This is a genomic window from Pseudoalteromonas sp. RW-H-Ap-1 (assembly GCF_048318575.1).
Classification (GTDB): Bacteria; Pseudomonadota; Gammaproteobacteria; order Enterobacterales; family Alteromonadaceae; genus Pseudoalteromonas.
In genome coordinates this window covers 1960979-1975035 of the sequence record NZ_CP166996.1, presented here as the reverse complement: position 1 = coordinate 1975035, position 14057 = coordinate 1960979, and the positions used below count along the sequence as shown (strand labels likewise).

At 39.4% G+C, this 14057-nt stretch carries 12 protein-coding genes and 1 pseudogene; 8 read left to right on the top strand and 5 right to left on the bottom strand.

Features of this window, described 5'->3' with window-relative positions:
- Positions 1-16: 16 nt before the first annotated feature.
- The 5 genes from AB8618_RS09310 to adk all read left to right on the top strand — a co-directional run bounded on the left by AB8618_RS09310 (position 17) and on the right by adk (position 4608).
- A complete protein-coding gene (locus AB8618_RS09310; protein WP_010388590.1) occupies positions 17-343 on the top strand; it encodes a YbaB/EbfC family nucleoid-associated protein in 327 nt (108 codons plus the stop codon).
- A 6-nt stretch (positions 344-349) separates the two neighbouring features.
- Complete coding sequence (gene recR / locus AB8618_RS09305) at positions 350-958, top strand: recombination mediator RecR (protein WP_010388591.1); 609 nt, start codon at positions 350-352, stop codon at positions 956-958.
- Positions 959-1063: 105 nt separating this feature from the next.
- The gene (locus AB8618_RS09300; RefSeq protein ID WP_409423343.1) at positions 1064-1777 is read left to right on the top strand and encodes an RluA family pseudouridine synthase; all 714 of its coding nucleotides are present in this window, start codon (positions 1064-1066) and stop codon (positions 1775-1777) included.
- Between the two features lie 119 nt (positions 1778-1896).
- Positions 1897-3810, top strand: coding sequence for a molecular chaperone HtpG (gene htpG, locus AB8618_RS09295; RefSeq protein WP_054201119.1), 1914 nt, complete (start codon positions 1897-1899; stop codon positions 3808-3810).
- 153 nt (positions 3811-3963) lie between these two features.
- The gene (gene adk, locus AB8618_RS09290; protein ID WP_008468042.1) at positions 3964-4608 is read left to right on the top strand and encodes an adenylate kinase; all 645 of its coding nucleotides are present in this window, start codon (positions 3964-3966) and stop codon (positions 4606-4608) included.
- 73 nt (positions 4609-4681) lie between these two features.
- On the opposite strand, the gene tpx is transcribed toward adk, so the two are convergent.
- Positions 4682-5263, bottom strand: a complete 582-nt coding sequence (gene tpx, locus AB8618_RS09285; RefSeq protein WP_413402392.1) for a thiol peroxidase — start codon at positions 5261-5263, stop codon at positions 4682-4684.
- 220 nt (positions 5264-5483) lie between these two features.
- Between tpx and AB8618_RS09280 the strand changes: the two genes are divergently transcribed.
- Both AB8618_RS09280 and AB8618_RS09275 read left to right on the top strand, forming a co-directional pair.
- A complete protein-coding gene (locus tag AB8618_RS09280; RefSeq protein WP_178956226.1) occupies positions 5484-6488 on the top strand; it encodes a response regulator in 1005 nt (334 codons plus the stop codon).
- Between the two features lie 6 nt (positions 6489-6494).
- Positions 6495-7466 (top strand): diguanylate cyclase, encoded by a 972-nt coding sequence (locus tag AB8618_RS09275; protein WP_413402389.1) that lies wholly within the window; start codon positions 6495-6497, stop codon positions 7464-7466.
- A 378-nt stretch (positions 7467-7844) separates the two neighbouring features.
- Here the strand turns inward: AB8618_RS09275 and AB8618_RS09270 are convergent, their stop codons facing one another.
- The 4 genes and pseudogenes from AB8618_RS09270 to AB8618_RS09255 form a co-directional block, all read right to left on the bottom strand.
- Positions 7845-9359 (bottom strand): SpoVR family protein, encoded by a 1515-nt coding sequence (locus tag AB8618_RS09270; RefSeq protein WP_413402387.1) that lies wholly within the window; start codon positions 9357-9359, stop codon positions 7845-7847.
- Between the two features lie 18 nt (positions 9360-9377).
- Positions 9378-10660 (bottom strand): annotated as a pseudogene (locus AB8618_RS09265) (YeaH/YhbH family protein).
- A 31-nt stretch (positions 10661-10691) separates the two neighbouring features.
- Positions 10692-12614 (bottom strand): PrkA family serine protein kinase, encoded by a 1923-nt coding sequence (locus tag AB8618_RS09260; protein ID WP_413402383.1) that lies wholly within the window; start codon positions 12612-12614, stop codon positions 10692-10694.
- A 208-nt stretch (positions 12615-12822) separates the two neighbouring features.
- Entirely contained in the window at positions 12823-13404 is a 582-nt protein-coding gene (locus AB8618_RS09255) for a superoxide dismutase (RefSeq protein WP_010388603.1), read from the bottom strand.
- Positions 13405-13668: 264 nt separating this feature from the next.
- On the opposite strand from AB8618_RS09255, the gene AB8618_RS09250 reads away from it, so the two are divergent.
- On the top strand, positions 13669-14007 hold the full coding sequence (locus AB8618_RS09250) for a Grx4 family monothiol glutaredoxin (protein ID WP_008113155.1): 339 nt from the start codon (positions 13669-13671) through the stop codon (positions 14005-14007).
- The last annotated feature ends 50 nt before the right edge of the window (positions 14008-14057 follow it).

Below are 14057 nucleotides of genomic sequence, written 5' to 3'. Positions count from 1 at the left end.
AGAAAGAGAGACGATTATGTTTAAAGGTGGAATGGGTAACATGATGAAGCAAGCGCAGCAAATGCAAGAGCGCATGCAAAAAGCCCAAGAAGAAATCGCAACAATGGAAGTGGTTGGTGAAGCCGGTGCTGGTTTAGTGAAAGTAACTATGCTTGGTAATCACAATGTTCGTCGTGTTGAGCTTGATGAAAGCTTAATGGAAGACGACAAAGACATGATTGAAGATTTACTTGCAGCAGCGTGTAATGATGCTGTTCGCCGTGTTGCTGAAGAAACTCAAGAGCGCATGGGCAAAGTAACAGGCGGTATGCAATTACCACCTGGTATGAAAATGCCGTTCTAAGCAACTATGCAACTTTCAGATAGTTTAACATCGCTAATAGAAGCACTTCGTTGTCAGCCAGGTATTGGCCCGAAATCTGCTCAGCGTATTGCATTTCATTTATTAGAGCGCGACCGCAAAGGTGGCACTCAGCTTGGCAATGCGCTAACAAAAGCGATGACGGCTGTAGGGCATTGTCAGTCGTGCCGCACGTTTACCGAGCAAGCACAATGTGATATTTGCTTAAGCACTAAACGCCAAGACAGCGGCATTTTATGTGTGGTTGAGTCGCCTACAGATGTGTTAGCGATTGAACAGACAGGCCAATACAAAGGACTCTATTTTGTGTTAATGGGGCATTTGTCACCTATTGATGGCATAGGCCCTAAAGAAATAGGGCTAGACGTGCTTGAGCAAAAGCTTGCCCATGGCGGCATAAATGAAGTTATATTAGCCACTAACCCTACGGTTGAAGGTGAAACAACGGCTCATTATATTGCCCAGCTGTGTCATAAATACAAAGTGGGTGCATCGCGAATTGCTCACGGTATTCCTGTGGGTGGCGAGCTTGATTTAGTCGATGGCACAACCTTAATGCATGCATTTAGCGGCAGGCGCTTAGTCAGCCATGAATAGTTTATTTTAAGCTTAACTATTTGAATTTATTTTAAAAGCCTACATACATGATGTAGGCTTTTTTATTGACTTTGATTGCAATATAAACAAAAGTTTAAGGATGGTATGGCTGCAATAACCCAAAGTGCTAATGTGATTGTTGATAATTTTATCGCACTTGTTTGCCATGAACAGATAGAAATCATTTATCAAGATGATGATATTTTGTTGATCAATAAACCTAGCGGTTTGTTAAGCTTGTCGGGTAAAAACCCTCTTAACTGGGATTCGGTTCACTATAGGCTTGTTAATGGTCAACAAGGCGTTACCGCAGCGTTTCCTACTGCGATATTACCCCACCGTTTAGATTTGGGTACCTCCGGAGTGATGGTGGTAGCACTTAACGAGCAAGCAGCTAAAGCACTGAATCTGCAATTTCAATCCCGAAGTGTTAAAAAACAATACCGCGCAATGCTCTCAGGGTTGGTTGCTGAGTCTCAAGGAGTGATTACTGCGCCTATAGCAAAAGATAAAATGTTATTTCCGAAAGTGAAAATTTGCCACCAGAGCGGCAAATCCGCGCAGACTCAATTTAAAGTGGTTAAACGTTTTAACAAAGAGCAAAAAACCTTGGTCGATTTTACTCCTATAACTGGACGCACTCATCAACTTAGGATACATAGCCTAACGTTTGGCCACCCCATACTAGGATGTGATTTATATAAAAATGATTGCAGTGAGCAGAGTGCTCAACGATTATTATTGCATGCCAGCGATTTATTTTTTGTTCATCCATGCACTGATAAGCCAATGCACGGGCATGCCATAACGCCTTTTTAATTGATTAACCCATTTAAAATGTCTTTGAATGGGGTTTTTTATTTTTTTACTTGAACTTCTCACGGCTCACCCCATATTAAGTGCATAACGCAGACACTTTGCAAATTGGAGATACATAAATGACTGCAGCACAAAAAGAAACATTAGGCTTTCAAACAGAAGTAAAACAACTATTAAACTTAATGATTCACTCGCTTTATTCAAATAAAGAAATCTTTTTACGCGAGCTTGTATCAAATGCATCTGACGCAGCCGATAAACTACGCTTTTTAGCCCTTTCAAACGGTGACCTTTATCAAGGTGATGCGGATTTACGCGTACGTATAAGTGCTGATAAAGACGCTAACACAGTAACCATTTCTGATAATGGTATTGGTATGACGCGTGATGAAGTGATCAGCTCATTAGGCACCATTGCTAAGTCGGGTACGGCTGAATTTTTCAAAAACTTAACGGGCGATCAAAGTAAAGACTCACAGCTTATTGGTCAATTTGGTGTTGGTTTTTACTCAGCATTTATTGTTGCTGATGAAGTGACTGTTCGTACTCGTAAAGCTGGAGAGACTACAGCGGTTGAATGGCAGTCAAAAGGTGAAGGCGAGTACACGCTACAAGAAATCGAAAAAGAAGGCCGTGGTACAGACATTATTTTACATCTTCGTGAAGAAGAAAATGAATATGCAGATGAGTGGCGTCTTCGCAGTATCGTAACTAAATACTCTGATCATATTTCTACTCCAGTACAAATGTACAAGGCAGAAGTACCTGAGTCTGAAGGTGAAGACGGTGAAAAAATTCCAGCTGTTCCTGGTGAATGGGAAAGCATTAACCGTGCAACAGCATTGTGGACACGTGACAAATCAGAAATCTCTGAGGACGAATACAAAGAGTTTTATAAGCATGTAAGCCACGACTGGGAAGATCCGCTTAGCTGGGGACACAATAAAGTTGAAGGTAAAACTGAATACACCAGTTTGTTATACATTCCTAAAAAAGCACCCTTTGATTTATGGAACCGTGAGCGCCAAAGTGGTTTAAAACTTTATGTTCAACGCGTGTTTATTATGGATGACGCTGAACAGTTTATGCCAAGCTACTTACGTTTTGTTAAAGGCTTATTAGACTCAAACGATTTACCACTAAACGTATCGCGTGAAATTTTACAAGACAACAAAGTAACCCAGGCTATTCGCAAGGGGTGTACGTCGCGTATTATTAAAATGCTTGAGCGTATGGCTAAAAACAAAGCCGATGATTACCAAACATTTTGGAATGAATTTGGTCAGGTAATGAAAGAAGGCCCAGCTGAAGATGCGGCCAACAAAGAAAGCATTGCTAAATTACTTCGTTTTTCATCAACGCACACCGACTCAGAAACTCAAGATGTTTCACTTGAGCAATACATTGAGCGCATGAAGGACAGCCAAGATAAAATTTACTATGTGGTTGCTGACTCATTTATCGCTGCTAAAAATTCACCACACTTAGAAATCTTCCGTAAAAAAGGCATTGAAGTATTATTGCTAAGCGATCGTGTAGATGAGTGGATGATGAGCCATTTAACGGAATTTGGCGAAAAGCAATTTCAGTCAATTACCCGTGGTGATTTAGACTTAGGTAAATTAGATGACGAAGAAACTAAAAAAGCACAAGAAGAGTCTGAAAAAGAAGTTGCAGGTTTAGTTGAGCGCATTAAAACTGCATTAGGTGATGATGTTAAAGATGTACGCTTCACTCACCGCTTAACTGACTCACCAGCGTGTGTAGTGAGCGATGACAACGACATGAGCTCGCAAATGCAAAAGCTAATGGAGTCAGTAGGTCAAGCTGTTCCAGAGGCTAAGCCTGTGTTTGAATTAAACCCAGAGCACCAACTGGTTAAGCACTTAAATGATGAGCAAGACGAAGATAAGTTTGCACAGTGGTCACATGTACTACTAGACCAAGCCTTACTTGCAGAGCGCGGTACGCTTAAAGATCCGACTGGGTTTGTAACTCGCTTAAATAAACTTATGCTTGATTTAAGCAAATAAGTATTAAAAATCAATGATTGAGTCAAAAGGGAACGTTTGTTCCCTTTTTTATGCGCTGCTGTATAGACAATTAGTATAAGTTACTTGAGTATCTGCAGCGCTTATGGAAGAATTCAGACTTTAAAATAAACTCTCATATTAGGGGACAATGATATGCGCATTATTCTTTTGGGCGCACCGGGTGCAGGTAAAGGTACTCAAGCTCAGTTTTTAATGGATAGATACGGTATTCCACAAATTTCTACCGGTGATATGCTACGAGCTGCAATTAAAGAGGGCACACCACTTGGCCTAGAAGCAAAAAAAGTAATGGACGCAGGTCAGCTTATTTCAGACGATATTATTATTGGCCTTGTTAAAGAGCGTATTGCAAAACCTGATTGTGAGAAAGGCTTCTTACTCGATGGTTTCCCACGTACAATTCCACAAGCTGATGCTATGAAAGAAAATGGCGTAGTGGTTGATCACGTTATTGAATTTGATGTTGCTGATGAAGTTATTGTTGAGCGTATGGGCGGACGTCGTGTTCATCCTGGTTCTGGTCGCGTTTACCATGTTGTTTACAATCCACCAAAAGAGGAAGGTAAAGACAACGAAACAGGTGAAGAACTTATTATTCGTGCAGATGATACCGAAGAGACAGTTCGTAAGCGCTTAGGCATTTACCATGAGCAAACAATGCCATTGGTTGACTACTACCAAGCAGAAGCGAAAGCGGGTAACACGCAGTACCATAAACTAGACGGTACACAAGCGGTTGAAGCAGTAAGCAAGCAACTAGCTGAGCTTTTAGGTTAACTTGTAGCTAAAACTAAAAGCATAATTAAAAAAACCGCTTTATAGCGGTTTTTTATTATTTGAAATTCGACCCTTAAAGCGTTTTAAGCTTTTCAATAACGCTATCGTATTCAGGCTCAGTTGATAAACTACTAACTAATTGCTTATAAATAACTTTATGGCTTTTATCTAAAATAAATACCGCGCGGGTAAGTAAGCCCATATCTTTAATTATTAAGCCATACTTTTGGCCAAAATCACGCCATACAGAATCAGAAAGCGTCGTCACTTTATCGATATTTTCGGCCTTGCAAAAACGTTTTTGCGCAAACGGTAAATCGGCACTAACGGTGAGCATGGCCACGCCTGGAAATTGTTGGGCGACTTTTTCATTAAAGTGCTTAGTTTGTAAGCTACAAATACCGGTATCTAAGCTCGGTACAACACTAATTAATACAGCTTGGCCTTTATAATTTTCTAATGTAACTGCAGTGAAACGCTCATCAACTACTTTAAAATTAGGGGCATCTTCACCGACAGTAAGGCCTTTCCCTAATAAGGTCACTGGCTTACCTTGTGCGGTTACTTTTCCTGCATCGAGTTTGTTTTCGGGTAAATCTGCGGCAAAACTTGTACAGCAAAATAGGCTTAATGCAAAAGCTAATGTACGACGCATGGAATTTTTTCCTTTTAAATTAACGTAATAATTGTGAGTGTATTATAATGTAGATAAGTTACCAAGCAGAATAATCCATAGCTTTATTTTTGCCTAAAATTGTAAATAAGCGATACATTGATTACTATATACGTATAGGAAATAGGTATTGTTTTTTTATGTACCTGTGGCTTGTTTTAAACGCTTAAAATTGCACCCCGTTTTAAAATAGTGAGATTGTATGTCAACATCGGTTTTAATATGTGATGATTCAAAATTAGCACGACGCCAGTTAGCTCGCTCCTTGCCCGATGATTGGGATATTAAAATTGAATTTGCATGTGACGGTGTAGACTGCATAAAACAAATAACCAAAGCCCAACCTGAAATTCTTTTTCTTGATTTAAATATGCCAGAGATGGACGGTTATGGCGTACTGGCAGCAATGAAAGATCAGGGGCTAGACGTACTTACTGTGGTGGTATCGGGCGATATTCAACCAAGCGCACATCAGCGTGTACTTGAGCTTGGCGCCATCGATTTTATTCAAAAACCATGTTCCCCCGAAAAGCTCGCTGCCATTATAGAACACCATGGTATAAGAGATAGAGCACTGCGTGAACGCTTATCTCATTCTTTAGGTGAACAAGTTGACCCTGATGTTCGTGATATATATCAAGAGTTGACTAATGTCGCTATGGGCCAAGCTGGGGATCTACTTGCAAGACTGCTTAATGTATTTGTTAAGTTACCCATTCCTAATGTTAATGTTTTAGAAGTCAGTGAGCTTAACATGGCCTTAAGCTCTGTTGATACCAATGACACTACATCAGGTATTTGCCAAGGCTTTATAGGCGGCGGGGTATCTGGTGAGGCGTTATTACTTTTAAATGATTCTAGTTTTAAAGAAATAGCCTCACTAATGAATTACGAAGGTGAATTAAACGACAAGGTGGAGTTAGAGTTGCTAATGGATGTGAGTAACATCTTAATTGGCGCTATATTAACAGGCTTGTCAAAACAGCTTGATATGACCTTTAGTCAAGGCCACCCCATTGTATTGGGCCAGCATCGTGATGTTTCTGAACTTGTTCAGTCTAATAAGTCGCGTTGGCAACGAACACTTGCCATAGAAATTAGTTACGGTATTGAAAATCATGATATTAGTTGTGATTTAATGTTGCTCTTTACTGAAGATTCACTTAAAACTTTGAAATATAAAGTTGCTTATCTACTGGAAGATTAAATATTTATGCCAGCTGATTTAGATTTAAATGAAATCCATTGGTTAATGGACATGTTCAATACTGTTGATGTAGGCCTTGTGGTGCTTGATAGAGACTACAAAGTGTGCGTTTGGAATGGTTTTATGGAAAACCATTCTGGGTTATTACCTAGTGCAGTAAAAGATAAAGACTTGTTTGATCTATTCCCAGCCATAGATGAAAAATGGTTTAGAAGTAAAGCTGAGTCAGTGTTTGTATTAAAAAATCGCTCATTTACTATCTGGGAACAGCAGCCGTATATTTTTCGTTTTAAAAATTATCGGCCTATAACAGGTAAAGCTGATTATATGTATCAAAACGCCACGTTTATTCCACTTACGAATGTACGAGGGGAAGTTGAGCATATTTGTATTATTATCTACGATGTAACAGATATTGCAGTTAACAAAAAAGAGCTTGAAGAGTTAAACAAAAAACTAGAGCAAGTAAGCCAAACAGATAGTCTTACCCAGCTTGCAAACCGAGGACATTGGGAGCATTTACTACATCAAGAATTTTTACGCACTAAGCGTAGTGAAGGTTGTTGCTCGTTATTAATTTTTGATATCGACCACTTTAAAAAGGTAAATGATGACTTTGGACACAGTGCTGGAGATGAAGCGCTTCGTCACATAGCAAGTTTACTTAAAACTGCATTACGTGAAACTGATATTGCTGGACGATATGGTGGTGAAGAGTTTGTTGTTACTTTATTAGATACCGATAAACAGGGGGCGATTGTATTTGCTGAACGCTTGCGTCAATTAATTGAAACCTCACCGGCGAAATACAATGAGCATACGGTGCATATGGCTATAAGTGTAGGTATTGCCTGCTTTGACAACGCATTTAAAGATCATGAGCGTTGGATTGAAGCTGCCGATAAAGCACTTTATCATTCAAAAGAAACCGGTCGAAATAAAGTATCGGTATATGCTGATATAAAAAATGATGCGTAGGCATCATTTTTTAATTGGGAGTTAAAATAACTAGATCAACTTTGAACAAACGCATTGTTTTTTCTGTGCTACTCCAAATTATCTTTGCTTCAATCCCGATATTTCCTACAGAGCCTATAGTCACTAAATCAGCATTAAGCGTTGCTGCTAAGCTTGAGATCAGCTACTTGGGTGATCCAGCTTTAATATGAAGTTTATCGCGTAAGTTGTTATCAATTATAAGAGCATGCTGCGATACGGTAGTTTCTCAAACGCATTAACGAGTTGTACCTCAGAAAAAACCAAGCCTAAAACTCTTAACATTGGAGAAATATAGACAGTGTAACCTGCGTAAAACTCACAATTGGTTCGCTCTGCATATTTTTTCATCCATTATTTTTACTCTGTTATATGGCGTGAATCATCCATTGGGCATTGACCAATAGTTGAAATCTCACCAGAGTTTGACTCCTGATCCAGTTTTACTTTAAAGCCCCATAGTCTGTATAGGTGTTTTAATACCTCTGCATGGGAGTCGGCCAGTGGAATGGTATTATGGGGAATATACCGCAGAGTTAATGAGCGATCGCCACGTAAGTCAACGTCGTAAACTTGTATATTAGGTTCATGATTACTAAGGTTATATTGTGCAGAAAGTGCCTCTCTAACCGCTTTGTAACCATTATCGTCATGAATAGCGCCTATTTCTAAATGTGGGTTGCTAGTGTGGTCGACGATAGTGAACAATTTAAAGTCTCTAATTAGTTTAGGTGATAAAAATTGACTAATAAAACTCTCATCTTTAAAGTTTTGCATCGCAAAATGAAGAGTTTCAAGCCAGTCACTGCCAGCGTGATCAGGAAACCAGCGTTTATCTTCTTCTGTCGGATTTTCACAAATTCGGCGAATATCTACCATCATATTAAAACCCAGCGCATAGGGGTTAATACCTGAATAATAATCGCTATTGTAGGGAGGTTGGTACACAACATTCGTATGGCTTTGTAAAAACTCTAACATAAATGAATCGGTTAGTTTTCCCTCATCATATAAATGGTTCAAAATAGTGTAGTGCCAAAAAGTGGCCCAACCTTCATTCATTACTTGAGTTTGTTTTTGCGGATAAAAGTACTGCGATATTTTTCTCACAATACGCACTATTTCTCGTTGCCATGACTCAAGTAAAGGAGCATTTTTTTCAATAAAATACAGAATGTTTTCCTGCGGCTCTTGGGGAAAGTGACGCTCAGGCTTTTTCGATTCTTGCTGCTGAGAAGGAATAGTGCGCCATAATTCATTAACTTGCGATTGCAAATAATCTGCTCGTTCTTGCTGGCGTTTTTGTTCTTCAAATAACGAAATTCGCTGCGGGCGTTTATATCTGTCAACACCATAACTCATTAGCGCATGGCAAGAATCGAGTATACTCTCTACTTCTGATATACCGTACTTCTCTTCACAGCGGCTTATATAGTTTTTAGCAAATAATAAATAGTCAATTATAGAACCCGCATCAGTCCACGTTTTAAATAAATAATTGCCCTTAAAAAATGAATTGTGCCCGTAGCACGCATGCGCCATAACCAATGCCTGCATTGGCAGCGTATTTTCTTCCATTAAATAAGCAATACATGGATTGGAATTAATCACAATTTCATATGCAAGGCCCATTTGACCGCGCTTATAATTTTGTTCTGTTTGAATAAACTTTTTACCGTAAGACCAGTGAGTGTATCCAATGGGCATACCGACGCTGGAATAGGCATCCATCATTTGCTCAGCGGTGATCACTTCAATTTGATTAGGGTAAGTATCTAGCTTGTAATGCTCAGCAACACGTGAGATTTCATCTTGATATTGCTGAAGTAATTCAAAGGTCCAATCGGGCCCATCACTCATTCGCTCGTTATTCATATTGCTACCTCGCTTTGGCTATGCAGCCCCTTGCTGTTGACGGCCTTTTTTAAATAGCTCCCTAAATATAGGGTAAATGTCTTCAACACCTTGAATATGTTGGATGGCAAAATTACTGTGAGTTTGGCTAATGCTTTGGTACTCGCGCCATAAACTTTGGTGGGCGCGGGTGGTAATTTCTATATAGGCAAAGTATCGTACTGCATGTAACAGTTTGTTACGTAGAATATGCCCGCATTGTGGGGTATCATCGGCCCAATTATCACCATCAGAGGCTTGTGCGGCGTATATATTCCATTCATCAGCATTATAGCGCTCTGCTATTATTTCATTCATCAGCTTAAGTGCACTTGAAACGATAGTACCGCCTGTTTCTTGAGAGTAAAAAACTCTTGCTCATCAACTTCTTTAGCTTGAGTATGATGACGAATATACACAACCTCAATATCTTTGTAGCTGCGAGTTAAAAACTGATAAAGCAAGATGTAAAAACGTTTTGCCATATCTTTGGTGGCTTGGTCCATTGAACCAGATACGTCCATAATACAAAACATCACCGCTTTACTAGTTGGGTGCGGTTGTTTATTGTAGTTACGAAAACGTAAATCATAGTTATCAATAAAGGGAACCGTTTTAATTTGCTGTTTGAGTATGTCGATTTCTTTTTGCAATACTGTCACAGCGGTTTTGTCGCAGTGCGGTTGCTCAAGTAGCAATACGAGTTGCCCTTCAAGCTCACTAAGACGGCGTTTTTTACCTGCCGACATCGCAATGCGACGGGCTAAAGAGCCTTGTAAAGAACGAACAACATCAATGTTACTGGGCATACCATCACTGCAAAACCCAGCACGATGCGTTTTCATTTGAACGAGCTTGTCAAGCTGGTTCTCTTGTAAATTAGGCAGCTCTAAATCTTCAAATAATAAATCAAGGTATTCATCTTTAGAAATTGAGAATACAAAATCATCTTGGCCTTCGCCAGAGTCACTTGCTTCACCTTCGCCTGCGCCACCGCCTTGTCCACCTTTAGGTCGCTCTATTTTATCTCCTGTAGAGAATTGATCGTTACCTGGGTGTATTTGCTCTCTATTTCCACCTCTGCCTTGATGAAAAGTTGGTTCACTAATATCACGCTGAGGAATAGATATACTCTCTCCAGAACTAGAATCAGTGACGCTGCGTTTATTTATCGCATCAGATACCGCTTCTTTAATTTGCTTTTTATAACGCCTTATAAAACGCTGGCGGTTAACCGTACTTTTATTTTTGCCATTTAAACGCCTATCGATAAAATGCGCCATAATGACCTCCTAAAAACTGCAATTATGAAGGTTATTGCGATTTTCTAACCCGTAAATACCACTCAGATAGCAAGCGCACTTGTTTTTGGGTATAGCCTTTTTCAACCATACGATTAACAAAGTCCTCATGCTTTTGCTGATCTTCAGCAGATGTTTTAGCATTGAATGAAATAACAGGGAGTAAGTCTTCTGTGTTTGAGAACATTTTTTTCTCAATAACAGTGCGTAGTTTTTCATAACTCGTCCATAGCGGGTTCTTGCCATTGTTGTGAGCGCGAGCACGCAGTACAAAGTTAACAATTTCATTTCTGAAATCTTTAGGATTTGAAATGCCTGCCGATTTCTCAATTTTTTCGAGCTCAGCGTTAAGTGCATCACGGTCAAATAATTGCCCAGTATCAGGGTCGCGATATTCTTGATCTTGAATCCAAAAGTCAGCATAAATAACGTAGCGATCAAAGATATTTTGTCCGTATTCCGAGTACGATTCTAGATAGGCGGTTTGTAGCTCTTTACCTATAAACTCAACATATTGCGGAATTAAATAGCCTTTTAAAAAGCTTAAATAACGTTCTTCAACTTCAGCGCTAAATTGTTCTCGCTCAATTTGTTGCTCAAGCACATAAAACAAATGTACAGGGTTGGCGGCTACTTCGGTGGTGTCAAAGTTGAATACGCGCGATAAAATCTTAAACGCAAAACGTGTCGAAAGACCCGTCATGCCTTCATCAACACCAGCGTAATCGCGGTACTCTTGATATGACTTAGCTTTTGGATCGGTGTCCTTGAGTGTTTCACCATCGTAGACCCGCATTTTAGAGTAAATGCTAGAATTCTCTGGCTCTTTCAAGCGTGAGAGAGTAGTAAATTGAGCTAAAATTTTAAGTGTTCCTGGCGCACATGGAGCGTTGTATAATTCACTGTGCTCAATCAACTTATCGTAAATTTTAATTTCCTCAGTTACTCTTAAGCAATAGGGGACTTTAACAATATAGACACGATCTAAAAAAGCTTCGTTATTTTTATTGTTTTTAAAAGTTTGCCATTCTGACTCGTTGGAGTGGGCGAGTATCATGCCGCTAAATGGCAGGGCGCTTATACCTTCTGTACCGTTATAATTGCCTTCTTGGGTGGCTGTTAAAAGCGGATGTAACACTTTTATCGGTGCTTTAAACATTTCCACAAATTCCATTAGGCCTTGGTTAGCTAAACATAATGCGCCTGAATAGGCATAGGCATCAGGATCATTTTGTGCAAAGTGTTCAAGTTGGCGTATATCAACCTTGCCTACAAGAGCGGAAATATCTTGGTTGTTTTCATCGCCGGGCTCTGTTTTAGCAATTGCTACTTGATTTAAAATTGATGGGAAGCGTTTAACCACTCTAAATTGGCTAATATCACCATTAAATTCTTGTAAGCGTTTTGCGGCCCATGGCGACATCACTGTTTTAAGGTAGCGAGACTTAATTCCATATTCTTTTTCGAGCAGGTTAGCATCTTCAACGGGGTCAAATAATGCCAGTGGATGGTCATTAACCGGTGAGCCTTTAATTGAGTAAATAGGCACTTGTTGCATTAAATACTTTAATTTTTCAGCAATCGATGACTTACCACCACCAACAGGACCGAGCAGATAAAGCACTTGTTTACACTCTTCTAAGCCTTGTGCTGCATGTTTTAGATAAGACACAATTTGTTCAATAGCGTCTTCCATGCCATAAAAGTCGGCAAATGCGGGATAACGCGCAACAACTCGGTTAGAAAATAAGCGACTTAAGCGAGTATCGGTAGCAGTATCTACCATTTTTGGCTCGCCAATGGCCATCAGTAATCTTTCAGGTGCACTGGCATAAGCAGACTTATCGGTTTTACAAATTTCTAGAAATTCAGCAACACTGTACTCTTCTTCCTGTGTTGATTCATAACGCGCTTGATAGTGATCAAAAATAGTCATAATGACCTCCGAAACCTACTTGGAAAATGTATTCACTATTTGAAGTCTAGTCACGAATTTAATTTTTTGTGCAATAAAATTAAAAATTTATATGAAAAATGATCATGATGCGCTTTTATAAAATAACCTACGTATAAACGCGATTAATGCAAATTGCAGACATAAAAAAAGACGCTTAAGCGTCTTTTTAGATTTAGTATAAAACTAATTATGCGAAGTTAGCGTTCGCGAATTCCCAGTTAACTAGTGACCAGAAACCCTTAAGGTAATCTGGACGCACGTTACGGTAATCAATGTAGTATGCGTGTTCCCATAAATCCACAGTTAGGATTGGAGTAACACCTGCATCTGTTAATGGTGTTGCAGCGTTAGATGTATTAACGATGTCTAGTGAACCATCAGCTAGTTTAACTAACCAAGTCCAGCTTGAACCAAAGTTATTTACTGCTTTGTCGTTTAACGCGTCTTTAAATGCGTCAAATGAGCCCCATTTCGCGTTAATTGCATCAGCAATTGCACCTGTTGGAGCGCCACCGCCATTTGGAGATAGGCTGTTCCAGTAGAAAGTGTGGTTCCAGATTTGAGCTGCGTTGTTAAAAACACCGCCTTCTGAAGAACAAACGATTTCTTCAAGTGATTTACCTTCAAACTCAGTGCCTGGGATTAAACCGTTAAGTTTAGTCACATAAGTGTTGTGGTGTTTACCATGGTGAAACTCTAACGTTTCTTGTGAAATATGTGGCTCAAGTGCATCAATTGCATACGGTAGTGACGGTAGTTCAAATGCCATTTTTTATCTCCATCTTCTTTTGGTTGATAGTCTATTTAGTAATACGTAATGCCTGCGCAAACAGGGCACTTATCTATACCAAACAGGAATATAGTGTTACTATAATTGTTGAGTATTTTACTCAAGTTTTAGCAAACAGCAATGCTCTTGCTAAAGCTAATTAAGATTGAGGCTTTAATTGCCTATTTTAATCTATATATCTGAGGCCACAGTGAAACTTTTTCAAGGCCTAATGTGTTCGCTATCGTCATTTTGAGGTTGTAAATGGAAACCATCGATAAAATTAAACAGCAAATTGCTGAAAACCCAATCATCTTATACATGAAAGGATCACCAAAACTGCCTAATTGTGGTTTTTCTTCACAAGCATCACAAGCGTTAATGTCGTGTGGTGAACCGTTTGCTTATGTAGATATTTTACTAAACCCAGACATTCGTGCAGAGCTTCCTGCGTATGCTAACTGGCCTACCTTCCCACAACTTTGGGTTGAAGGTGAGTTAATTGGTGGCTGTGACATTATTATTGAAATGTTTCAACGTGGTGAATTACAACCACTTATCACTGAAACAGCTGCAAAGCATAAACCTGCAGACGCTGAATAAGCGTTTAGGTAAAAAAAGCTGCAATTTGCAGCTTTTTTTATGCCTATAAA

Excerpts from the sequence above, each read along its gene's own strand:
- AB8618_RS09310 (WP_010388590.1), top strand. The coding sequence starts at position 17 with ATGTTTAAAGGTGGAATGGGTAACATGATGAAGCAAGCGCAGCAAATG.
- recR (WP_010388591.1), top strand. The coding sequence starts at position 350 with ATGCAACTTTCAGATAGTTTAACATCGCTAATAGAAGCACTTCGTTGT.
- AB8618_RS09300 (WP_409423343.1), top strand. The coding sequence starts at position 1,064 with ATGGCTGCAATAACCCAAAGTGCTAATGTGATTGTTGATAATTTTATC.
- htpG (WP_054201119.1), top strand. The coding sequence starts at position 1,897 with ATGACTGCAGCACAAAAAGAAACATTAGGCTTTCAAACAGAAGTAAAA.
- adk (WP_008468042.1), top strand. The coding sequence starts at position 3,964 with ATGCGCATTATTCTTTTGGGCGCACCGGGTGCAGGTAAAGGTACTCAA.
- tpx (WP_413402392.1), bottom strand. The coding sequence starts at position 5,263 with ATGCGTCGTACATTAGCTTTTGCATTAAGCCTATTTTGCTGTACAAGT.
- AB8618_RS09280 (WP_178956226.1), top strand. The coding sequence starts at position 5,484 with ATGTCAACATCGGTTTTAATATGTGATGATTCAAAATTAGCACGACGC.
- AB8618_RS09275 (WP_413402389.1), top strand. The coding sequence starts at position 6,495 with ATGCCAGCTGATTTAGATTTAAATGAAATCCATTGGTTAATGGACATG.
- AB8618_RS09270 (WP_413402387.1), bottom strand. The coding sequence starts at position 9,359 with ATGAATAACGAGCGAATGAGTGATGGGCCCGATTGGACCTTTGAATTA.
- AB8618_RS09260 (WP_413402383.1), bottom strand. The coding sequence starts at position 12,614 with ATGACTATTTTTGATCACTATCAAGCGCGTTATGAATCAACACAGGAA.
- AB8618_RS09255 (WP_010388603.1), bottom strand. The coding sequence starts at position 13,404 with ATGGCATTTGAACTACCGTCACTACCGTATGCAATTGATGCACTTGAG.
- AB8618_RS09250 (WP_008113155.1), top strand. The coding sequence starts at position 13,669 with ATGGAAACCATCGATAAAATTAAACAGCAAATTGCTGAAAACCCAATC.